Annotated in this window: 16 protein-coding genes and 1 pseudogene; 11 read left to right on the top strand and 6 right to left on the bottom strand. The window is 67.7% G+C overall.

The window, feature by feature from the left end:
- Positions 1-46: 46 nt before the first annotated feature.
- Genes A5645_RS17210 through A5645_RS17190 form a run of 5 tightly spaced genes read right to left on the bottom strand, consistent with a single transcriptional unit; the run spans position 47 to position 8,086 of the window.
- Positions 47-715 (bottom strand): RsmA family anti-sigma factor, encoded by a 669-nt coding sequence (locus A5645_RS17210; RefSeq protein WP_065130429.1) that lies wholly within the window; start codon positions 713-715, stop codon positions 47-49.
- On the bottom strand, positions 636-1,304 hold the full coding sequence (gene sigM, locus A5645_RS17205) for an RNA polymerase sigma factor SigM (protein ID WP_081288406.1): 669 nt from the start codon (positions 1,302-1,304) through the stop codon (positions 636-638). Before sigM ends, A5645_RS17210 begins: the two co-directional genes overlap by 80 nt.
- A 52-nt stretch (positions 1,305-1,356) precedes the next feature.
- Complete coding sequence (gene murJ / locus A5645_RS17200; RefSeq protein WP_081288405.1) at positions 1,357-4,947, bottom strand: murein biosynthesis integral membrane protein MurJ; 3,591 nt, start codon at positions 4,945-4,947, stop codon at positions 1,357-1,359.
- Positions 4,944-7,331 carry a hypothetical protein gene (locus A5645_RS17195; RefSeq protein WP_172830556.1) on the bottom strand — a complete coding sequence of 796 codons (2,388 nt, stop codon included), beginning with the start codon at positions 7,329-7,331 and terminating at the stop codon, positions 4,944-4,946. Before A5645_RS17195 ends, murJ begins: the two co-directional genes overlap by 4 nt.
- On the bottom strand, positions 7,328-8,086 hold the full coding sequence (locus tag A5645_RS17190; RefSeq protein ID WP_065035768.1) for an NUDIX hydrolase: 759 nt from the start codon (positions 8,084-8,086) through the stop codon (positions 7,328-7,330). The genes A5645_RS17195 and A5645_RS17190 overlap by 4 nt, the downstream gene beginning before the upstream one ends.
- Positions 8,087-8,295: 209 nt before the next feature.
- Between A5645_RS17190 and A5645_RS17185 the strand changes: the two genes are divergently transcribed.
- The 10 genes and pseudogenes from A5645_RS17185 (at position 8,296) to eccA (ending at position 19,842) form a co-directional block, all read left to right on the top strand.
- On the top strand, positions 8,296-9,735 hold the full coding sequence (locus tag A5645_RS17185) for a CCA tRNA nucleotidyltransferase (protein WP_065130427.1): 1,440 nt from the start codon (positions 8,296-8,298) through the stop codon (positions 9,733-9,735).
- Positions 9,736-10,084: 349 nt separating this feature from the next.
- A complete protein-coding gene (locus A5645_RS17180; protein ID WP_065130426.1) occupies positions 10,085-10,594 on the top strand; it encodes a pullulanase in 510 nt (169 codons plus the stop codon).
- Between the two features lie 241 nt (positions 10,595-10,835).
- On the top strand, positions 10,836-11,162 hold the full coding sequence (locus A5645_RS17175; protein ID WP_065035765.1) for a WXG100 family type VII secretion target: 327 nt from the start codon (positions 10,836-10,838) through the stop codon (positions 11,160-11,162).
- 58 nt (positions 11,163-11,220) lie between these two features.
- Complete coding sequence (locus A5645_RS17170) at positions 11,221-11,511, top strand: WXG100 family type VII secretion target (RefSeq protein WP_065035764.1); 291 nt, start codon at positions 11,221-11,223, stop codon at positions 11,509-11,511.
- Between the two features lie 65 nt (positions 11,512-11,576).
- Complete coding sequence (locus A5645_RS17165) at positions 11,577-12,407, top strand: ESX secretion-associated protein EspG (protein ID WP_065130425.1); 831 nt, start codon at positions 11,577-11,579, stop codon at positions 12,405-12,407.
- 44 nt (positions 12,408-12,451) lie between these two features.
- A pseudogene (locus tag A5645_RS17160) lies at positions 12,452-13,387 on the top strand (MinD/ParA family ATP-binding protein); the annotation flags it as partial.
- Complete coding sequence (gene eccD, locus A5645_RS17155; RefSeq protein ID WP_081288403.1) at positions 13,387-14,877, top strand: type VII secretion integral membrane protein EccD; 1,491 nt, start codon at positions 13,387-13,389, stop codon at positions 14,875-14,877. The pseudogene A5645_RS17160 and the gene eccD, both read left to right, overlap by 1 nt.
- Positions 14,874-16,523, top strand: coding sequence for a type VII secretion-associated serine protease mycosin (mycP, locus tag A5645_RS17150; protein ID WP_065130424.1), 1,650 nt, complete (start codon positions 14,874-14,876; stop codon positions 16,521-16,523). Before eccD ends, mycP begins: the two co-directional genes overlap by 4 nt.
- Positions 16,520-18,058 carry a type VII secretion protein EccE gene (eccE, locus tag A5645_RS17145; protein WP_065130519.1) on the top strand — a complete coding sequence of 513 codons (1,539 nt, stop codon included), beginning with the start codon at positions 16,520-16,522 and terminating at the stop codon, positions 18,056-18,058. Before mycP ends, eccE begins: the two co-directional genes overlap by 4 nt.
- Positions 18,055-19,842, top strand: coding sequence for a type VII secretion AAA-ATPase EccA (eccA, locus tag A5645_RS17140; RefSeq protein WP_065130423.1), 1,788 nt, complete (start codon positions 18,055-18,057; stop codon positions 19,840-19,842). Before eccE ends, eccA begins: the two co-directional genes overlap by 4 nt.
- A gap of 6 nt (positions 19,843-19,848) precedes the next feature.
- Here the strand turns inward: eccA and A5645_RS17135 are convergent, their stop codons facing one another.
- Positions 19,849-21,024 carry a thiolase family protein gene (locus A5645_RS17135; RefSeq protein ID WP_065036193.1) on the bottom strand — a complete coding sequence of 392 codons (1,176 nt, stop codon included), beginning with the start codon at positions 21,022-21,024 and terminating at the stop codon, positions 19,849-19,851.
- A 317-nt stretch (positions 21,025-21,341) separates the two neighbouring features.
- Here A5645_RS17135 and A5645_RS17130 point away from each other — a divergent pair.
- A partial coding sequence (locus tag A5645_RS17130; RefSeq protein ID WP_155768050.1) for a DUF222 domain-containing protein occupies positions 21,342-21,635 on the top strand: 294 nt, incomplete at its 3' end.

Genomic DNA, 21,635 nt, shown 5'->3' with positions numbered 1-21,635 from the left:
TAGGCACTGCTGTTCCCGACAGCGACGCACCACACTGAGCCGCGCGTCAGCGGGGAATTGCGGTGCTCGCCAGCATCCCTGTGTCGGCGGCGCTGCAGTTCAGCGCCACCGCGTACGCGATCACCGTGTCGGGCGTATCACCGGGCATCACCAGCACCACCCCGGGGCGGGCATTGACGTCGACCGGCTGCGCGCCGAGCACCTGCACGGAGGCTGGATAACCCAGGCCGGCCAGGCAGGACGCCCGCTGGGCCGCATTGGCGAGGGCTCCGAAATCGGGCGCGCGGTGCAGTAGCGCACGGATCTCCTGATCCGACAGCGGTATCAACGGGACCGGGGTCGAGACGGTGATGTGGTCGGCGGTGGCCGGGGTGCTGGCCGTCGACGGCGGCTCGTGGAGCAGGGCGGTGGTTCCGACGGCGACCGCGGCCACCACCGCGCACAGGCCGGCGATACCGGCGATCAAGCGTGCCGGGCGTACCGGGGGCCGGGCGGCGTGCACGGCGCGGGGCTGTGCGGACGATGTTGCGCCGGCGGCGGCGAGATCGGTGCGCACTCGCTGCAGGGCCTGTAACTGCTCAGCGGCCTGCGGGTCCCTGCGGATCTGCCTGCGCACCCGAGCGGCGGTGTGGTCGTCAAGCAGACCCGCCTGCAGGTCGGCCAGGAGCTCGACCGTCAGGGGCGGATCGTTGTCGTCGGACTCGGCGGAAGTCATCGGCCCCAGTGTCCGCCATGTTCGTGACTCCGGTGGCGGCGGCATCCAGGTAGCCCAGCAGCCGGGCGAGCCGCACCCGGGCGCGGGCGCAGCGGCTCTTGACCGTCCCCTCCGGCACGCCCAGCAGTGTCGCGGTCTCGGCGATCGAGTAACCGTGCATGTCGACGGCGACCACCGCTGCCCGCTGCTCGACGGGAAGTCGCAGCAGCGCCCGATGCACCGCGATCGCCGTCTCCACCTCCGCGGTACGGTCGGCGACCGGATAGATGTCCTGCAGGGGCACCGTCGGCCGGGCCTTGGCGCGGCGCAGCCGATCCAGGCAAGCGTTGAGCGCGATGCGGTGCAGCCAGGTACTGACCGCGGCGTCGTACCGGAAGGAACCGGCGTTACGGTGCGCCGACAGCATCGCCTCCTGCAGCGCGTCGTCGGCGTCCTCGCCGGACATGCTGACGAGCCTGGTGAGCCGGTAGAGCTGGTGATGATGACGCCGGAACAGCTCGGCGAATGCGTGCGGGTCGCCGGCCACATGAGCGGCCAGTAGGTCGGCGTCGCTGTCTCGGCGCGGGCTGGTGGTTCCCGAGAACCTCACCGCCGGACAGTAACCAATCGGTGCCCGCCCGGCACTTCACCTGAGCGGCGGCTCAGGAGGCTTGGACGGTGATCTCGGAGATGTCGGCTTCGCTCTTGCCGTCCGTGGTGCCCAAGGTGGAGATCCACACCAGCAGGTTCGACGTTGGCGACGACGCGTTGACCTGGATGGTGTTGGGGCCGGGCTTGAGCGCGGTAGCCGGGGTCAGCACCGTGGTGTCCTCCAGCTTCGACGGGTTCGCCGTGCTGGATGACCGGATCTCGACCTTGGTCCCGGTGCTGGAGATGTTGAGCGTGACAGCGCCGACCGTGGTCGGGCGGGGCAGCTGCAGCAGCAAGCCGACCCCGCTCTTGAAGCCGGGGAACGGGACGGAGTCGGAGTAGGTGTCGGTATGCCACACGGAGCCGGGATTGCCGTCGATGGCGTTGCCCGCCTCACCCGGGTTGTCCGCGTCGCCGCCGGGGGAGAAGACGGTGGCCTTGGTGGGTTTGACGGTGCTGCCCGACGGCGCGGGGCTGCCCGGCGACTCCGAGGCAGCGGACGACGTCGGGTTGTTCAGACCGAGCTGCTCTCCCTTGATGCCGCTGCCGACGTCGCCGAAAATCTTGCTGACCACCGAGGCCAACACGAGCAGCGCGACCAGGAGCACCGCGGCCCCCGCACCGACGCCGATCAGAATGTTGCGACGCCGGCGCGAGTACACCTCGCCGTCGCGGGCGGCGGCCCGCCGTGGAGCCGCAGGGGCGGGCGGTTCGGCGATCGGCCCCAGCACCTCGGTGCGGTCGGCAACGGCGGTGGCCTGCTGCAGCAGATTCAAAAGCGTTGAGGCACTGCGTATTCCGCCGTCCTCCTGGACGGAGCGGACGGCAACCGCGGAAATCTGGAAGGGTATGTCGCGGTCGACGGCGGTGGGTTCGACGGGCTGACCGTGTGCATCGCGCTCGGCAGGGGCCAACCCGCTGCGCACGCCCGACTCGGGCAGCGGCCACCGGTTGACCAACAGGGCATACAGCGAGGCGCCGATCCCGCGGATGTCGTCCTCGGGGTTGGCGTCCGGCATGGTCGCCGGGTAGGCCAGCACCACGTCGCCGTCGATGCTCACCCGCACCCGGTTGGGATGGTCGATCGACAATGCGACCCCGGCGCGGTGCGCGGCGTCGGCGGCCGCGGCCAGCGACTGCATGGCCCGGACGGCTCCCACCGGTGACGGCGAGGTATCGGCGACTTCCTGTAGCGAGCCGCCACGGATCCACTCGGCGACCACCAGGCCCCCGGATCCGGTGTGCACCACATCCAGCACCCGGGCGATGCCCGGTTTGTCGATCCGGCTCAGGCGCAGGGTGCGGGACAGGATTTCCTGTAGGACGTCGTCGGGCAGCGAACCCTCGGGGTCCACGAAGACGAGTGCCACCTGCCGGTCCAGCGCGGTGTCCATCGCTTGCCAGAAGTGCAGGGGCGGCGTGCCACCGTGCGAGATCAGCAGCCGGTAGCGGCCGTTGGCGATGCGGGCACCGGGCACCAGGTTGTGGTCATCGGGCGGCGGTTCCGGTGCGCGTTCGCGCGGCGCGTCGAACGGTAGCGGCCCGCGCGGGTCGGGTGCGCCGCCGTTGCGCTGGTCGCGGATGCGGCTGGGTCCCCGCTCGGCCGGGATGTCGGGCTGGAAGTCGTCGGCGCGTGGCCGCGGCGGTTCCTCGCCCTTCGGCGAGTCGGGAAAGGCGCGGGGCAAGGCGCTATCCGATGAGCGGTCGGTCACCCCCAGTCCTTTCGCTATCCCGGCCCTGGTTACCGGAGGTTTGCGCCGGGTCGGTTCCTGGCTGACGGATTCCCCCGGCGGGGACGGATTTCTTTGCTCAGGGTACGTGACCGAATGGCGCCCGGACGAGACAGTGGTTGCGGCTGGGTCCGCTTGGACGCGCTGATTTGCGTTGGTTGCTCCCAGCCGGCGCCGGACAGCGGCCAGCGCGGCCTGTGCGTCGGGGACCCGCGCGGCGAGCAGCACGGCAATCAGGATCGGCACCATGATGATCGCCAGCGCGAGCAGTCGCAGCAGTGAACCGATGCCGCCGTGGGCGGTCCAGCGGTCCAGTCCGAGCAGCCGGTCGGCGACGTGGGCGACCAGGCCGGCGAGCAGCGACGCCGAGATCGTCACCAGGATGGTGCGGATTTCGCCGAGGCCGATCAGCCCGCCCCCCCTGGGCCGCAGACTGCGCCGCAGCAGGACGTGCCCGACGATCGCACCGGCCAGGAAGCCGAGGCCGTTGGCCGTTCCCAGATAGCCGGCCACCAGTTGTTTGTTGCTCGTGACGTGCGGTGCGGCCAGTGAGCCGGCGATCTTCACCAGGGTGATCACGATGATGATCACGATCGGCGTCCACGGCTGCTCGCGGGCGTAGAACACCCGCAGTTGCAGCAGCACCAGCGCGTAGGGGATCGGCGTGAAGGCCGACAAGGCGATGGCCGCGCCGAGGTATCCGGCGTCGACCTGGCCGAAATTGCCATAGGCGAACAGCGCGCTGCCGATGGCAGGTCCGCCGACAGTCATGAACGCCACCGCCGGTATCAGCGCGATCATCGTGAGCCGGGTCGCCAATGACAGGTCGGCGAGCACCGCCGGAATGTCGTCGGCGGCGGCGTTGCGGCTCAGCCGCGGCATCACCACCGTCAGGACGGTCACGCCGATCATGCCGAACGGCAGCATCAGCACCAGCCAGGTGTAGTTGTAGATCGCCGGCCCGGACGCGGCCGCGGTGCTGGCGATCTGGTTGCCGACCACCAGACCGAGCTGGCTGATCAGCACGTAGAGCACCATCGCGGCGGCCATCGTGCCGAAGCGCTTGAGCCGGTCGTCGAGTCCCCACAGCGGGCGCAGGCTGATGTGCTGGCGGCCGATCGCCACCAGCAGCACGGCGGTCTGCGCGAACACCCCCAGCGTGGTGCCGATGCCCAGCACCAGCAGTTTGGGGTTGCCCATCTCGACGGGATCCACCGAGAGTTCGCCGGGGACCGCCAGGTACACGCCCAGGGTGGCGATCGCGACGAGGTTGTTGACGACGGGCGCCCAGGCCGGCGGCCCGAACACGTTGCGGGTGTTCAGGATCGCCATGAACACCGAGGACAGCCCGTACACCAGCACCTGCGGCAGCAGTAGGTAGGCGAAGGCGGTGGTGAGCGGTTCGTTGACCTCTGGGTCGCGGCCCAGCATCAAGCGCACCAGCAGCGGTGCGGCCAGCACCGACAACGCGGTGGCGATGATCAACAGGGTGGTGGCCAGCGTGACCAGGCGGCGCACGAAGGCCGCGCCGCCGTCCGGGTCGTCCTGCTCGGCGCGGGCGAGCACCGGCACGAAGATCGCGGTGAACGTGGCTTCCAGCACCAGGGCCGCCACCAGGTTCGGCAGCTGGTTGGCCACCGAGAACGAGCTGGACAGCGCCGCGCCCAGGATGGCGGCCAGCAGGACGATCCGGGCGAATCCGGTGAGCCGGCTGATCAGGGTGGCGAACGCCATGCCCCACGACCGCGAGACCAGGGCGGCGTCAGACAGTTCCTCTTGGCGGGGCCGCTGCGAAGGTGCGGGCTGCCTACGCGGCAGGTTCTGCGGCCGACCCTGCGGCGGTGTGTGCACCCGCCGGGGTGCGGTGGTCATACGCGATGCTCTTCGTGAACCCGATGATCGATCACCTGACGCTGCTCGACGGGCCGGAGGCGGTTGCCCGGCGGCGGGTCGGGGCGATCCAGGTCGGCGCGGTCAGGCTGGCCGCGGAATCGGTGCCAGAGTCGGCGGCCGGCCAGCGTGACCAGGACCGCCGCGGCGGTGAGCGTGATCGCGAACAGCACCTTCCCGTAGGCGTTGGAGTGCACCGAGAGCCGGACCGGTTCACCGAGCGTCGTTCCGTCGGGAGTTCGCAGCCGGACGTCGATGGCGACCCGCTGGGTGAAGTTGACCTCGATTGGCACCCGCAGCGGCAGGTAGCCGGGCGGCAGCTCGATCTCGCCCATGTCGGTGACCGCCATGCCGGGCGGCGCATTCACTTGGAGCCTGACCCGGATCGGAACGGCCAGACCGTTGTGCAGTGCGAGGGGAAGCGGGCTGTGCTCGGTGGCCAGCGTGTAGGAGCCGCCGGGGTTGACGATCGTGACCGAGCCGAAGAAGTCGTCGATGGTGGTGCCGACCACCGTCAGCCGCTGCTGAGCCAGGCCGTTGCGGGTGTCCGGCGGCACCGACTGGCTGAGTGCCCGCAGCATGTCCTCGCGCAGCGGCGCCGTGTACTGCGGTCCGGTCAGGCCGGTGCGCTCGTCGGTCATCAGCGCCGAGGTCAGCTTCCACAGCCGGCCCACCTGTCCGGAGACCTGGTTGGTGATGTCGTCGCCGAACCGGCCCCGGGCCGATGGGTAGGCACCGGGCGGCTCCGGAGATTCGGTGCGTGCCGCCGCGTCGGCGACCAGCGCGGGCAGCGGACGCGGCACCGCCAGACCCGAGCGGATGGTGGTGGCCAACGCGGTCAGGATGGACTGCGCGTCATCGCCCTGCAGGGTCCACGACGCCGGCGGCACCAGAATCTGGGTACGCGGCGCGGCCTCCGGTGTGAGGCTGCGCCACAGCATGGCGCCCAGGGCGTCCTGGCGGCGCGCGGTGCCCGAGTCGTGGGTGAGCCGGATCGAGAGCGCGGGGTCCAGATAAGTCGGCACGGTGGGGTTGGTCCCGACGCCGGCCAGGGCGGCGCCGACGGCGGGATCGAAGGGCGCGGCGACCACCCGCGGGGACAGGCGGCGCGGCGCGATGTTGGCGCTGTCGTGGGTCCCGTCTTGGGCGGTGAAGTCGGCGGCGGCAACGGCGACCGTGCTGTCGTTGGCGTTGAGCAGGGTGACGGCGCGATCGGTCAGCGGACCGTCGGGCAACAGGGCGGTGCCGCGCACGGACGCGACGTCCAGGATTCGGTCGACGATGTCGCTGGTACTGACGGTGGCGGTGGAACTCAAGCCGGGGTCATTGACCCGCTGCAGGGCGTCCAGGTCGGCCTGGGCGTAGGGCAGCGGTGCCACACAGGTCCGGTGGGCCAGTGCGCGCAACCGGTTCAGCCATAGGGTCGCGGCGGCCTGACCGGTGCCCGGATGGGCGGGGGTGCCCGGCAACTGGGCCGCGGCCTCGGGCGAGTTCGACACGACATAGCCGGCGGTCATCGCGTTGACCGTGACGATGAGGTCCGGATCGACCGCCAGGCAAAGCGCGCGGCCCACGGCACCGTCGGGGTCGACGTCGCGGCTGGTGGCCAACTCGGCGGCGGACAGCAACGTGTCCAGTCGGCCGCCATTGGCCAGCGAGTTGGCCAGTTCGTCGTCGACGAGGCGGACCGGAACGGTGCCGCCGGGCACGCCGGGGGCCAACCGGGGGCGGTCGGCCAGCGGCCACAGCATGGTGATCCACACCGGTTTGTTGGTTTCCGGAGCCACCGCAGACTCGATGTTGCCGACCTTGTCCGGCGGCACGCCCACCACGGGAAGCAGGAAGCGCGCGTTGTCGAGGCGCGCGGGTGCGCCGTAGTCGGGGGTGCCGTTGACGTTGACCAGCAGCGGGTAGATGCCGGGCTGCGCGATGGCCAGCGAGGGCTTGGTCAGCGAGCGCATTGGCGCGGACAGGATGAACCCGGCCTGTTGTCCGCGCTGTAGTTCGGGGGCCACCGTGAGGAAGTCGGCGGCGGGCTCGTACTGGTCGGTGCTGCCGTCGAGCGAGGTGCGCAGACTGGCCGAAGCGGTGACCGCCGATGCGTGCTCGAGCCGGACCATGACATCGCGGACCGGGCGGTCGCCGATGTTGATGACCATGCCGGTGACGGTGACGACGGGATCGCTGGTCGTGGTGACGACGTCGGGGGTGACCTGGTCTATCCGGACCTGGACGAAGGGGGTGGCCGTCGGCTCGCCGGCGCCGGCGCGCGGCGTGGTGGCGGGTGCGGTGAGCAACACGGCGAAGCCGGCGACGATGCCGATCACTGCCGCGAACCGCACCAATCTCGTCCAGGAGGCGATCACGGCCCTCGCCCGTGACCGTTCTTCTTGCCCGGCTCGGGATCGTTGGCGTGACGGGTGCGGGAATGGGTCTGCGGCCGGCGCCGCGGGGAACTCGGCGGCAGCGGGGGCAGCGCCGCTTCGCCGTCGTTTTGCAACTTGTCGATCAGCTCGTCGGCGACTTCGGCCAGGCGGCGTTCGTCGGCGTAGGCCAGCCGGGACGGCAACTCCCGGATCGGCACCCACGCCACCTCGGCGACCTCGAGGTCCTCGTCGCACAACTCCCCACCCAAGAACCGCATCAAATAGTGGTGCACGGTCTTGTGCACCCGCCGGCCATCCGTGACGAACCAGTAGTCGATGCGTCCCAGCGCGGCCAGCACGCTGCCCCGGATCCCGGTCTCTTCGGCGACTTCGCGAATGGCGGTCTGCTCGGCGGTTTCGCCCATTTCGATGTGGCCCTTGGGCAGCGACCAGAGCATCCTGCCACGCCGGTCGATGCGACCGATCAGAGCGGCCACCTGTGACTCGCGCGGACCGTCGATGCCGTCGATCACCAGGCCGCCGGCGGAGGTCTCGTGCACGGTGCGCATGCGGTCGGTGCCACGACGTTGCCGAGCGCGACTCTGGGCGGCGGTGGCGGGGGTGGGTGCGGTGTCGGCGGCCGGTTGGCCGTTCGTATTCTTGTCGGCCGAGCGGTCGGCCGAGCGCACACCGCCACCACGACCGCGACGCCGTCCGCGACGTCGGCGTGGTTTGGCCTGTTCGCCGTCCGACACCCAAGCGATATTAGCTGGCACGGGCCGGTCTTCCGGATGCACTCGCCGTCGACGGATACCTTTGATCACTTCTGTCGCCGCGGTCGCATCAGCCACAGCAGCCTCTCCGGCGGGCGGCACTCTTTTTGCCCGGCTTACAGCGACAGTGTCGGTGCCGTGACCCCGGCGTGGGCTGAGTCACCCGGCTGGCCCGACTACGCTGACCGAACGTGGCTGAACTCGCTCAAGATGCCGAACTGCTGACCGCGGCCGCGGTCGCGTTACACCAGCACGCCGCCCTGCTGGGTGAGCTGGGGGCGGCGTTCGCGGGTGCCGGACACGAGCTCTACCTGGTCGGCGGTTCGGTGCGGGACGCGGTGCTGGGCCGGCTCAGCCCGGATCTGGATTTCACCACCGACGCCCGGCCCGAGCAGGTGCAGAAGATCGTGCGGCCGTTGGCCGATGCGTTGTGGGACACCGGCATCGAGTTCGGCACCGTCGGGGTTGGTAAAGACCAGCACCGTCTCGAGATCACCACGTTCCGCGCCGACACCTACGACCAGGTGTCGCGCAACCCCGAGGTGCGGTTCGGTGACCGGCTCGAGGACGACCTGGTGCGGCGCGACTTCACCGTCAACGCGATGGCCGTGCGCATCACCGCCGACGGCCTCGGTGAGTTCCTCGATCCGCTCGGTGGCCTGGCGGCATTGCGCGCCCGGACGCTGGATACCCCGACGTCCCCGGAGGTGTCCTTCGGCGACGACCCGCTGCGGATGCTGCGCGCCGCGCGGTTCGTCTCCCAACTCGGCTTCACCGTGGCGGCGCGGGTGCGCGCCGCGATCGAGGAGATGGCCCCGCAACTGGCGCGGATCAGCGCCGAGCGGGTGGCCGCGGAGCTGGACAAGCTGCTGTTGGGCAAGGACCCGGTGGCCGGCATCGACCTGCTGGTGCAGACCGGGATGGGCGATGTGGTGCTGCCCGAGATCGGTGGCATGCAGATGGCCATCGATGAACACCACCAGCACAAGGACGTCTACCAGCATTCGCTGAACGTGCTGCGCCAGGCGATTGATCTGGAGGACGATGGCCCCGATCTCGTATTGCGTTGGGCCGCACTGCTACACGACATCGGTAAGCCCGCCACCCGCCGGCACGAACCTAACGGGGGAGTGAGCTTTCACCACCACGAGGTGGTCGGCGCCAAGATGGTGCGCAAGCGGATGCGGGCGCTGAAGTACTCCAAGCAGATGATCGACGACGTGTCGCAGCTGGTGTACCTGCACCTGCGGTTCCACGGCTACGGCGAGGGCAAATGGACCGACTCGGCGGTGCGCCGCTACGTCACAGACGCCGGTCCGCTGCTACCGCAGCTGCACAAACTGGTGCGGGCGGACTGCACCACCCGCAACAAGCGCCGGGCCGCGCGGCTGCAGGCCAGCTACGACCGGCTCGAGCAACGCATCGCCGAGCTGGCCGCCCAGGAGGACCTGAACCGGGTGCGTCCGGATCTGGACGGCAACGAGATCATGCGGCTGCTCGACATCCCGGCCGGCCCGCAGGTGGGGGAGGCGTGGCGGTTCCTCAAGGAGCTGCGCCTGGACCGGGGCCCGCTGTCCGCCGACGAAGCGACCGCCGAGTTGTTGGCGTGGTGGAAGTCTCGAGGAGACTGATCGGACTAGTGCGGTAGTCCGATTCCGCCAGCTGGGTGCCAACCAGGGAGGCGGGTCTGCCGTGAAGTCTGTTTCCAGCACCGAGGCAAAGGCGCGACTCAACGCGCTTCTGACCAAGTGCGTGAGACGGGGCGCGGGACCTTCCCGCCTACGCGGGAGACACCATCGTCGCCGGGCGGCTCGCCTGGGACCACACCCGACCCGTTTGATCGTGTTCTCGTTGCTCAAGCTGCGCGAAGAAACCTGACTCTGGTTACCAACGATCACCAGATCCTGCGTGCGGCGCTGACGCCGACAATTCGAGCCTGACAGCGGGAACCCAGCGCCCTGCCGGCGCATCAGATCAGGCATGGACTACTGCCTGGCGGGAGACGATGGCACGGCCTCGATTTGGACCCGGCCGCTCGATCTTGACGTGGACGGGGATGGCAACCTCGACGCGATCGGCCTGGACTTGGACGGCGACGGCATGCGCGACGATGCCCTCGCGGACCTGGACGGGGACGGCTTGGCCGACCACGCCGTCTTGGACATCGACAACGACGGCTCGCCGGAAAGCTTCTTCGTTGACGATGGATCGGGCACTTGGGCGGTTGCCGTCGACCGGGGCGGGCAGGTTCGATGGTTCGGCCTGGACGGCGTCGAGCACACCGGTGGCCCGCTGGTGGACTTCGACGGCAGCGGCCACCCTGACGACCAGTTGATCGATGCGAACGGCGACGGGCTTGCCGATCGGGTGCTCTGCAGTGGTCCCGACGGGCTCAGCGGATATGTCGACACCGACGGCGACGGTCGTTGGAATATCCGGCTTACCGACAGCAATGGCGACGGAGCTGCCGATGGCGCCACAGCTCTTTGAATTCAATTAAATTTCGCACAGCTAAAAGAAACAATCGTTCACTGGATAATACTGAATCGTTTGCAGGACTGGCAGTAATCTTTCCCCGTTTGACAGCGCTGGGGTTCTCGTGTGCACTAAACAGCCTGTTCCCCAACCTAAGTATCCCCTGAGGCGTCTGAAGTGACAGGCCGGGGCACCTGGTCTAGTTTTACCCAGACCCCAAGCTCGGGCAGTGCAATGAATTGAGGGAGACGTAAATATGGCAAATACGACAGTTGTTACTCCGGAACTGTTACGCAGTACTCAACAGCGGATCGAGACCCGGTTGCAAGAGGCGGCTGTGATCGCCAACCAGTATCTGAGCGGTCACGAAAACATCATCGGCGCCACCGGATGGGCGGGCGACGCCGGCTCGACTTCGCTGAGCACGGCGGGCCAGATTCACCACGATCTGCAGCAGATCATGGCGGGCGGGCACCGCCTGGCCAACGGCCTGGGTCGGGCGGCGATTCTGATGGAGAACCACGAAGCGGACGCAGCACACAACCTCAACGGTGTCTTCGGCGGGGGGACGCCGGCAGTCTGATTCGCCCATCGACTCTTCCGAAAATCGACCGACCTGACCACGTAAGGAATCCACCGCCATGACAGATCACATCGTTTACAACCACGGCGCCGTCATCGGCTTCGCCGGTGAAGTCGGGGCGCAGGCCGCGCAGTTGATGGAGATCCACGCCGACGTCCTCCACCTCACCCAGGGCCTCGGCGACTTCTTTCAAGGGCACGGCGCCACCGCCTTCTTCGACGCTCAGCAGCAGATGCTGCGAGGCCTGGAAGACATGATCCAGACCGTCACTCGGCACGGTCACACCGTGCACAACGTCGACGAGATGGCCCAGGCGACCGACGCGCAGATGGGCGCTCTATTCACCTAGCCATTACGAGCGGGCCGAGAGGGCGCATGCGGTGCGTGCGCCCTTGACGCGCGCAGAAGGACATCGTGCTGACCACCACTCTCGACGGGCTATGGGCCCTGCAAGTACTCACCGGCATCGAAACGGTTGCGCCTGAGTTGGGCCTGCGGCCGCATCTGCCCAGTGTGGAGCCCAGGCAGCTGGCCCTGTCCCACCCGGTCACAAGCGAACTGCGGGACGCAGGTGTCATCGACGAGTCCGGCATCGTGGATAACACCGTGGTCGAGTGGCTGACCGTACTCTCTCGCCGCGATATCGCGCTGTTCGTCCAGATCCGCACGCCGGGCGATGACCAGGCCGCCCGGGTGCTGATCGCCAGATTCGCGCAATGGTGGGTGGCTGTCGAGCGCTCTGCAGATCTGGTGCGCATCAGCGGCGTCGGCACCGCCAGCGCCGAAGCACCTGCCTGTTCGATGCTGTGCACGGAGATCGAGAGATTGTGCGGCCAGAACACGCCAGCGCCGTTGCGGCCGGTCACGCTCGACACCGACATGTTGCGCTCCATGCCGGACCGACAAGCGTTGCACGAACTGTTGGTCGACCAGCGGCTACACCCCGACCAGTTGCAAGTGCTGGAGCTGGCCGCCGACCCGGACCAGTCCGCTCAAGCCTCAATTGTGGCAATCCAATCCGGGGTGACCACCGGGCGATCCGATCGCACGCACCTCGAGGCCAGCCCTGTGACGATCATCGACACACCGGCGGGTCGGCTGGTCGTCGACGACATCCAATCGGCCGGCAAGACATGGACGATCATCGCGCCTGGTACGCAGAGCAACATCGATGCGGCGGTCCGCCGCATGGTGCGGCGCCTGCCGGCCGACCAGGACTGGCATTCATACCGGAAAGTTGTGTAGTCGAAAGGGATTACTCGAGTGTTAGCAATCGCACCGTGACGCAATCGGTTTCGGGCACCCTACGCATTTCCGACATGGTGGCGCCGCGCAAGATTCCCCCCGGGTCGGGCTGGCGGAAGCTGCTGTACGGCATTTCCTTCCGCGCGATCAACCTTGGTGAATCACCCGCTGAACGCCATTACCGAGAATTGCAGGAGCGAATCCGTCGCCACATCCGGAAGCAGTACGTGATCGGCGTGATCTCCGGTAAGGGCGGCGTCGGCAAAACGACGATGACCGCGTGTATCGGTGGGGTATTCCGGGAATGCCGGCCCGAGAATGTCGTTGCCATCGATGCCGCACCGGGGTTCGGCACGCTGACCGGTCGGATCGACGAGTCTCCGCCGGGTGACTACTCGGCGGTGCTGAACGACACCGATGTTCAGGGCTATGCCGACATCCGGGAACACCTGGGGCAGAACAGCATCGGGCTCGATGTGCTGGCCGGCAACCGGGCCTCGGACCAACCGCGGCCGCTCGTCCCGTCGATGTTCACCGGGGTACTTTCCCGCTTGCGCCGCACCCACACCGTCATCGTGGTGGACACCTCCGACGACTTGGAGCACCCGGTGATGAAGGCGGTGCTGGAGGCTTGTGACGCACTGGTTTTCGTCTCCGGATTGACGGCGGACACCTCGCTACCGGTGACGCGCGCGATCGACCTGTTGCGGTCGATGGGCTTTCATGAGCTCGTATCACGCAGCACGGTCGTCCTCAACGACAGCCGCAACAAATATGATCCCGAGGCCCGCAACTACCTCACTGAGCGGTTCCGCCAGTCCGGGGCGACCGTCGAATTCATGCCGTACGACCCATACCTCGCCAAGGGCGGCATCATCGATACCCGGCATGAATTGAAGAAGAAAACTCGGCTGCGACTGTTCGAGATCACCGCGGCGCTGGCGGACAAGTACATTCCGGATGCCGACAGGCCCCGGTGATGGCGAAAGTCTCGTTCCCGGCGCGGTGCGCAGTGGCCGTCGTCTGCGGTGAACACCTTCTCTCACAGGTGTATCCGGCTTCGGTGCCGATCGAAGTCTTCATCGACAATGTCGTCGAACTGCTCAATGACGAACTCAAGCGTCGCGGGGTCAGCGGATTGGAACCCGATGTCGGATACGAGTTGCACAAGGCCAACGGGGTTCGCCTCGACATCACCAAGACCCTCGACGAACTCGGCGTGGAAGACGGCGCCACCTTGACCTTGGTACCCGCTGTCGACGGCGAATCCTTCGAGCCGCAATATGAGTCGCTGTCCACCGGACTGGCCCGTGTGGGTAAAAGGCTCTTCGAACCGGTAACGATGCAGACCGCCGCCCATACCGCGCTGGCGATCGTTGCCATGGTGGTGGCGGCGATCGCCGGTTTAGCGGTGTGGCTACGTCTTTCAAGTTCGTCGGCATTACCCAGCATCGTTACCGGTGTCGCGGGCCTGCTGACCGCCGGCGGGGCCGTGGTGGTGTGGCGTTGGTGGTCGCACCGCGTCGACATGCTGGACGGGCTCAGCGGGTTGGCCGTCCCGCTGCTCGCGGTGAGCCTGGCCACGGCCGCCCCGGGCCGGGTGGCATCGGCGCACCTCTTCATCGGTGCCTTGGCGGTCGCAGTGTTGACGTCCGCCGTCACGGCAATGACACAGCGCCACATCGACATCGCCACTGCGGTCGTCACCCTGTGCACCCTCGGCGGCACGGTGGCGGCGGTACGCATGTGGTGGCCTGTTCCCGCCCAGTGGCTGGGAATGAGCATGCTGGTCGCGCTTTTGCTGGTGCTGACATTCGCGCCAACCGCCGCGCTCTGGGCGGCCCGGATCCGCCCACCCTATTTTGGTTCCATCACTGGACGAGACCTGTTCCGCCGCACCGACGGAATGCCGGTCGACGCGGTCTCCCCGGTGACCGAAGGAACAGAAGGCGCCGAGGACGACGCCAACCCGGACACCACGCCGCGTGGGTCGCAGATCACCACCGCAGCGATCAAAGCCAACGGCGTGCTGACCGGCATCTGCATAGGCGCGGCGTTCAGCTTGCCGGCAGCAGTGTGGGCCACACTCATGCCCGGACGCGATCGCAGCACCGCGGCCGCCGCACTCGTAGGCCTGTTCGTGGTCATCTTCATCAGCCGCGGCCGTGCCTTCGCGGACAAGCGCCAAGCCGTCGCATTGGTATGCGGTGCCGCCGCAGCCACCTGCGTAGGTACCGTCAAATACGTTGTCCAGCAGCCGTCTTCGGCACACCACACGCTGCTTCCCGCGACTATGCTGCTGGGGGCCTTCGCGGCGGCCGGTCTGTTGGCTGCCCTGCTGGTTCCGGTAACCAGATTTACCCCGCTGGTCCGAATGGGCGCCGAGTGGCTGGAGATAGTTGCGATTATCGTTGCGCTGCCGCTGGCGGCCTGGATCGGTGGGCTCTTCACCTGGGTGCGAATGCGATGAAGCCGACAGCCGCTCTAGTACGGCGCGTCGGTGTGCTCGCCGCCGTGATCCTGTTATCGGCCCTCGCATGCAATCCCGGTGCTGCACGAGCGATTCCACCGCCAGTGATCGACCCCGGCCGGGTACCCGCGGACGGCAAACCCGCCTCCGAACAGCCGATGCGGCAGAGCAACATGTGCGCACGCACCGTCACCGTGGCCGACCCCAATGTGTCGGTCGCCGCACCCGGCTTCACCATGCTCAACATCAGCAAGGCGTGGCAGTACTCGACCGGTAACGGGGTACCGGTGGCCGTCATCGATACGGGCATCAATCCCAGTCCGCGGCTTCGAGTGGTTGCCGGCGGTGACTACATCATGGGTGGCGACGGGCTGACGGACTGCGACGCCCATGGCACCATCGTCGCTTCTGTGATCGGTGCGGCCCCGCAGGGCAGTCCAATGCCGTCCCCGATGCCCGCTATTTCGGCCTTCCCGCCACCGGCCGGACCGCCGGCGGTCGATGCGGCGCCGCCACCACCCGGTGGGCCGCCGCCGCCCCTCGCCCCGTCTCCGCCGCCCACCCCGGTCACGGTGACCGAGACGAAACCGGTGCCGGTTCCCGCAGCGCCGCCTCCCGACGAACCTTCCAATGCGCCAGGTGATCCCAGTACCGGAGCGGCCGACGTCCCCGAAGTCCCCGGGCCCCCGCCGGGAGCGCCCGACGGAGTCGCAGGCGTTGCGCCACACGCCGTGATCATGTCGATCCGACAGTCGTCACGGGCCTATGAGCCGGTGAACCCCGGGCCCGGTGACATGGAAGTGCGCAAGAAGGCGGGTTCGATCGCGACCCTGGCCAGGGCGATCGTCCATGCCGCCAATATGGGCGCGAAGGTCATCAACATCAGTGTCACCTCTTGCGTCTCGGCCGCCGACCCTTTGGACCAGGCCGCGATCGGCGCGGCCGTCTGGTACGCCGCCACGGTCAAGGACGCGGTGGTCGTCGCCGCCGCGGGCAACGACAGCGAGGACGGCTGCGCGCAAAATCCGACCTTCGACCCGCTGAATGCATCCGATCCGCGCGACTGGCACCAAGTGAAAACCGTTTCCTCACCGTCATGGTTCGCCGACTACGTGCTGTCGGTGGGTGCGGTGGACAACACCGGTGCCGCGATCACCAAGAGCCTTGCCGGTCCTTGGGTGGCAGCCGCCGCACCGGGCGTGGGCATCATGGGCCTGTCCCCTCAGACCGGCGGACCGGTGAACGCCTACCCACCGATCCGTCCCGGCGACAAGAATATGCCGATCTGGGGTACCAGCTTCTCCGCGGCTTACGTCAGTGGCGTCGCCGCCCTTGTTCGCGCCAAGTATCCGACGCTATCGGCCCATCAAGTCGTCAATCGGATACTGCAGACCGCGCACAACCCGCCCCGCGGCGTGGACAATCAGGTCGGCTACGGTGTGGTGGACCCGGTGGCCGCTCTGACCTTCGATGTTCCTCCGGGAGAACGACTTCCGCCGCCCGCACACAGCCGGATCGTCACGCCGGCGGCTCCGCCGGCGCCCCCGGATCACCGAGCCCGCAACGTGGCGCTGATCCTCGCCGGTATCGTCGCTGCCGGTGGTGCCGCGGCGTGGCTGGTGGCGCGGGTGCGGCGGCAACGATGACGTTCACGACCAAGGTGGTGAGCATCGTTGCGATCTCTGTTGTCACCATCGCCGGACTCGCAGCCTATGGGTATGCCGGCGCGACCACCGGTCTGGTGATTGGCTTGGCCGCTGGGGCTATTCCGTGGCGGCGGCGGACGGCGTGGTCCTGGTTGCTGCTGTGGTGTCGGCGCAACCGCCCGATGCGGTGGACGCAGCCGCGAACCGTCGCCAACGATCGGGCCGGTGGGGGAGTGCGCTTTCAGGACGGTGTTGCCGCGGCGGCCGTACAGCTGCTCGGCAAGGCGCACACCCCAACCCTTTTCACCGGTTCGGCTTCGGTGGATACCGAAAATGTCCTGCAGATCACCGAATTGGTGCCGCTGCTAGAACAGAGCCTGGGGCTGAAGCTGGATTCTCTGAGCGTGGTCAGCACGGGAGCGCGCCGCCGCAGCACTGGCGACTACCCGCGGGTCTACGACACCCTGATCGGCACACCGCCTTACGCCGGGCAACGCGAAACGTGGCTTATATTGCGGATCTCGCTGCTGGACAACGTCGAGGCGTTGCGTTGGCGTGGCTCAGCCGGGACCGCGACGCTTGCCGCGGCACAACGCATCAGCGCCGCCCTCCGGCAGCAGGGAATCCGATCCAGGGTCGCGACCGCCACCGACATCGTCGAACTCGAGCGCAGGCTGGGCCGGACCGCACTGGAGGCGGGCAACCGGCGGTGGACAGCGGTGCGGGGGACCGGCGGGTGGCTGACAACCTATGGGTACCGGCCGCAGGACCTCACCACCGAGAACCTGGCGCAGGCGTGGACGATCCGATGCGACGGAATCACCCAGAACATCACGCTTTTCGGTGATGGCCGCGCGATGGGCACGTTGACGGTGCGCAGTGCCCAGCCACCGACCGCGCCGCCGAGCACGATGTTGCAGACGCTGCCCGGGGAGCAAGCCCAGGCCCTCGCGGCGAATCTGTGTGGCCCTCGCCCGCCGCTGCCGCGAATCCGGACCGGGCGCTTGATGGACGCGCTGGTCGTTCCGGTGGGACCATCGGGTGTGCTGCTCGGGAAGGTGGGCGGCGGTAGACGAATACTGCTGCCTCTGGACGATCCTGGTGAGTTCAGCCGGGTACACATTTCGGCCGACGACGCGCTCTCCAAGCGAATCGTGGTGCGACTGACGGGTGCCGGTGAGCAAATCACCGTTCACACACGCAACCCGAAGCGTTGGGACAGCATCCGGATGCCGGACGTGGCGATCACAGATCAGGCCAGGCCAGTCGCAGGCACGACGGTCAGCGTCGTCGACGGCACCGTCACACCCGCGCCGCGTCCCAATACTGTTGTCTCAGTGCATGACTCGGGTAAGCCGTATTCTGGCGCCGCCGAGGTGCTGATTACCCAGCGTAGCCCGGCGACGGTGGATGTGACGGTGGGCGGTCAGACCTACAGCGTCGAGGTCGAGCTGTTCCGCGCCGAGAACCGCTATGTGTCATCCGAACCGACCAGCCTGCGCAGTGCCGACCTCGCTTCGGCGGAATATCCATGACGAGCAGCACCACGACGTCGGCCGCACGCAAGCGGTTCGATCAGGCAATGACGCTGCTGGACAGCGATATCGAGGCCGCCGGCGCCCGATTCCGCGAAGCCACCGAGCTGGATCCGTCAATGGCAGATGCCTGGCTCGGGCGCATTGCCGCGGGCGACGAGGCGCTGACCACGGTGGAACAGCTCTACAACTACGGTGCGCGGTTGCACCGGGAGACGAATCGCCTGGGTGTGCGGTTGTCGGCGCCCATCAAAGCCGGGCCCTACCTGTCTATCTCGGTGACGGAGTCGTCGCACGCCGGTCTGGCGCTCGCCAGCGCATTGGTCGACGCCGGACACTACGCGCGGGCCGAAGCGCTGCTGGCCGATCCGGCATTGCTCGACACCTGGGAAAATCACCACTGGAAGCAGTACATCGCCGCCCATTTGATGTTCGTCACGCAACGGTGGCCAGACGTGATCACCGCTGCGGCGGCGATTCTCCCGCCGCAGGCCATCATCATGCCGGTGGTTACGGCGGCGACATGCGCCCTGGCCGCGCATGCCGCGGCGCATCTCGGCCAGGCACGGGTCGCGTTGGACTGGACCGACCGGGTCGCCCTGCCGAGGTGTGATGAATTCCCTTTGATCGCGGCCGATCTCGCCTACGTCAAGGGGATGGCGTATCGGCAGCTGGGCGAGGAACATCAAGCGCAGGTGTGGTTGTCCAAGGCCACCATCAACGGCGCGCTGGTGGAGCCGGCCAAGCAGGCGCTGAGCGACCCGGACCTGCAATTGTTGGTCACCGCGGAAGACGCCATCGCATCCCGCACGGACAAATGGGATGTCAGCACCCAGCGATCCGCTCAGCAGCGCACCGAGGCCGAACACGAAGAGCGGCGTGAACAACTGCTGCGGGAAGGGCGCGCGCTGCTGGACAACCAAGTCGGGCTCGCGGAGGTGAAGCGGGCGGTCGCCGAGCTCGAAGACCAGATCGAGGTCCGGGCGCTGCGCCTGGCGGCGGGATTGCCAGTGGCCAACCAAACCAACCACATGCTGCTGGTCGGCCCGCCTGGTACCGGCAAGACGACCACGGCCGAAGCGTTGGGCAAGATCTATGCCGGTCTGGGCATCGTGCGTCATCCGGAAATCATTGAAGTCAAAAGAGCCGACTTCTGCGCTGAGCACATCGGCGCGTCGGGTCCGAAAACCAATGAGCTGATTGCTCGTTCGTTGGGACGGATCCTGTTCATGGACGAGTTCTATTCACTGGTGGAACGCCATCAGGACGGCCGGCCGGACATGATCGGCATGGAGGCGGTCAACCAGTTGCTGGTGGCACTCGAGGTCCACCGCTTCGACTTCTGCTTCATCGGCGCCGGCTACGAGCGGGAGATCGACGAATTCCTCACGGTGAACCCAGGTTTGGCGGGGCGTTTCAATCGCAAATTGCGTTTCGAGTCCTACAGTCCGGACGAGTTGGTGCAGATCGCGGTCCGTTACGGTGAGCCGCGTGCGACCGTTATCGAGCCGGACGCCGCGGCCGCGATGAGGTCGGCCTGCGCGACGCTACGTAATTACCGCGCACCCGACGGTACGCACGGCATCGACGTCATGCACAACGGCCGGTTCTCCCGCAATGTAGTGGAACGTGCTGAGCGGCTGCGGGATTCACGGGTGGCCGCTCAACACCGCAGCGCCAAGGGTTCGGTGACCGTCGAAGACTTGCAGACGCTATGCGCCGATGACGTGCTGACCGCGGTGCTCGACGCGTGCGCGGAGAAGCACGTGCCGATCGCGCTTTGATCGCGGCTACACCTCGATGACGACCGCGCCGCCCTGACCGCCGCCGGCGCACATCGCCGCCACGCCGATCCCGCCCCCGCGCCGGACCAATTCGTAGGTGAGCGTCGTGACCATCCGCGCACCGGACGCCGCGATCGGGTGGCCGAGGCTGCAGCCGCTGCCCGAGAAGTTGACCTTCTCCTCGTCGATGCCGTACTCGCGGCAGGCCGCGATCGGCACCGAGGCGAACGCCTCGTTGATCTCCCACAGCGCCACGTCGTCGACCGACAGCCCGGCCCGCTGCAGCACCTTGCCGATCACCTTCACCGCACCCAGCCCGCAGTCGCGGGGCGCAACGCCCGCGGCGGCCCAGGCACGCACCTTGCCCATCACGTTCAGGTTGTTGGCGGCCGCGTAGTCGGCGTCCACCAGCGCGACGGCCGCGGCGGCGTCGTTGGTGCCGCTGCTGTTGCCGGCGGTGATCGAGAAGCCCTCGATCTCGGGGTGCAACACCTTCAACCCGGCCAGCTTCTCCACCGTGGTGTCGCGCCGCGGGTGCTCGTCGACCGAGAAGTCCACGACAGAACCGTCGTGCACCGTGATCTTCAGCGGCAGGATCTCGTCGGCGAACTTGCCCGCGTCCTGGGCCGCGACCGCACGCTGATGTGAGCGGGCCGCCCAGGCGTCCATTTCTTCGCGGGTGATGCCGACGGACTGCGCGGTGTTCCACCCGACGGTGATCGACATGTCCTTGGCCGGCGCGTCCGGCGTCTCGACGTGGGTGGGCGGCATCCACCGCTCCTCGAACTTCAGCTCGGGCCCCGGGATGCGCCAGTTGGTCAGCGGCGTCATCGACAGCGACTGCACGCCCCCGGCGATCAGCACCCGCTCCATGCCGGAGCCGATCTGCGCGGCGGCGTTGCCGATCGCGGTCAGGCTGCCCGCGCAGTGCCGGTTGACCGACTGGCCCGGCACGTGCTCCAGCCCGGTCGCACTGGCCGCGTAGCGGGCCAAATCACCGCCGCCATAATGGGATTCGGCGAAGATGATGTCGTCGATCTCGGCCGGGTCCACCCCCGAGCGGCGCACCACCTCGGGCAGAACCGCGGTGATCAGCGTCTCGGGTGGGGTGTTGACGAGCGTGCCCTTGAATGAGCGGCCGATCGCAGTCCGGACAGCGCCGACGATCACGGGTGTGGCCATAGCAGAACCTCGAACTTCCTGTCGGGGGATCGACCGAATCGTACCAAGTACGGTATTTACAATAGTAGCCAGCTATGTAACGCGGGCAGGGCCGCGATAGTTCAGTTCGCCGGCGCACCCATCTTCGCTGCTGATCAGCGTCTGCACTCCCGACCGTAGGTCCACCGCAGGCCCGTCGAGTCGAGAGGTCGGCTGAAGCATCGGGGCGTTGGCCACTCCGCGCCCCACCACCGTCAAAGCGCCTGTGCGCGCACATATCTGACCGATTCGGTTTCGGGCGCCCAGAACTTGTCAGACCCTCCTGTCAGGATGGGGTTATGTCTTCGATCGCGTCGCCGCCGGTGGGGCTGCGGCCTATGGATCGGTTGGAGGTGTTGTTCGAGGAGTTGGCGGAGTTGGCCGGGCATCGTAATGCCATTGATGGGCGGCTGGTGGAGATCGCCGCCGAACTTGAGCGCGACGAATTGTGGGGCATGACCGGGGCGCGCTCGCTGGAGATGGTGATGGGCTGGAAGATGGCCCTGTCCTCGGCGAACGCGAAAACGATCACCGCGATCGCGCGCCGGCTCGAGGAGTTCCCGCAGTGCGCGGCCGGGTTGCGGGAGGGTCGG

The organism is Mycobacterium asiaticum (assembly GCF_001673635.1).
Lineage (GTDB): Bacteria > Actinomycetota > Actinomycetes > Mycobacteriales > Mycobacteriaceae > Mycobacterium > Mycobacterium asiaticum_C.
Note: the sequence above shows the minus strand (reverse complement) of the source record. Positions and strands in the feature narration are given on the sequence as shown.

Excerpts from the sequence above, each read along its gene's own strand:
- A5645_RS17210 (WP_065130429.1), bottom strand. The coding sequence starts at position 715 with ATGACTTCCGCCGAGTCCGACGACAACGATCCGCCCCTGACGGTCGAG.
- murJ (WP_081288405.1), bottom strand. The coding sequence starts at position 4,947 with ATGACCACCGCACCCCGGCGGGTGCACACACCGCCGCAGGGTCGGCCG.
- A5645_RS17180 (WP_065130426.1), top strand. The coding sequence starts at position 10,085 with ATGGACTACTGCCTGGCGGGAGACGATGGCACGGCCTCGATTTGGACC.
- A5645_RS17175 (WP_065035765.1), top strand. The coding sequence starts at position 10,836 with ATGGCAAATACGACAGTTGTTACTCCGGAACTGTTACGCAGTACTCAA.
- A5645_RS17170 (WP_065035764.1), top strand. The coding sequence starts at position 11,221 with ATGACAGATCACATCGTTTACAACCACGGCGCCGTCATCGGCTTCGCC.
- eccD (WP_081288403.1), top strand. The coding sequence starts at position 13,387 with ATGGCGAAAGTCTCGTTCCCGGCGCGGTGCGCAGTGGCCGTCGTCTGC.
- mycP (WP_065130424.1), top strand. The coding sequence starts at position 14,874 with ATGAAGCCGACAGCCGCTCTAGTACGGCGCGTCGGTGTGCTCGCCGCC.
- eccE (WP_065130519.1), top strand. The coding sequence starts at position 16,520 with ATGACGTTCACGACCAAGGTGGTGAGCATCGTTGCGATCTCTGTTGTC.
- eccA (WP_065130423.1), top strand. The coding sequence starts at position 18,055 with ATGACGAGCAGCACCACGACGTCGGCCGCACGCAAGCGGTTCGATCAG.
- A5645_RS17135 (WP_065036193.1), bottom strand. The coding sequence starts at position 21,024 with ATGGCCACACCCGTGATCGTCGGCGCTGTCCGGACTGCGATCGGCCGC.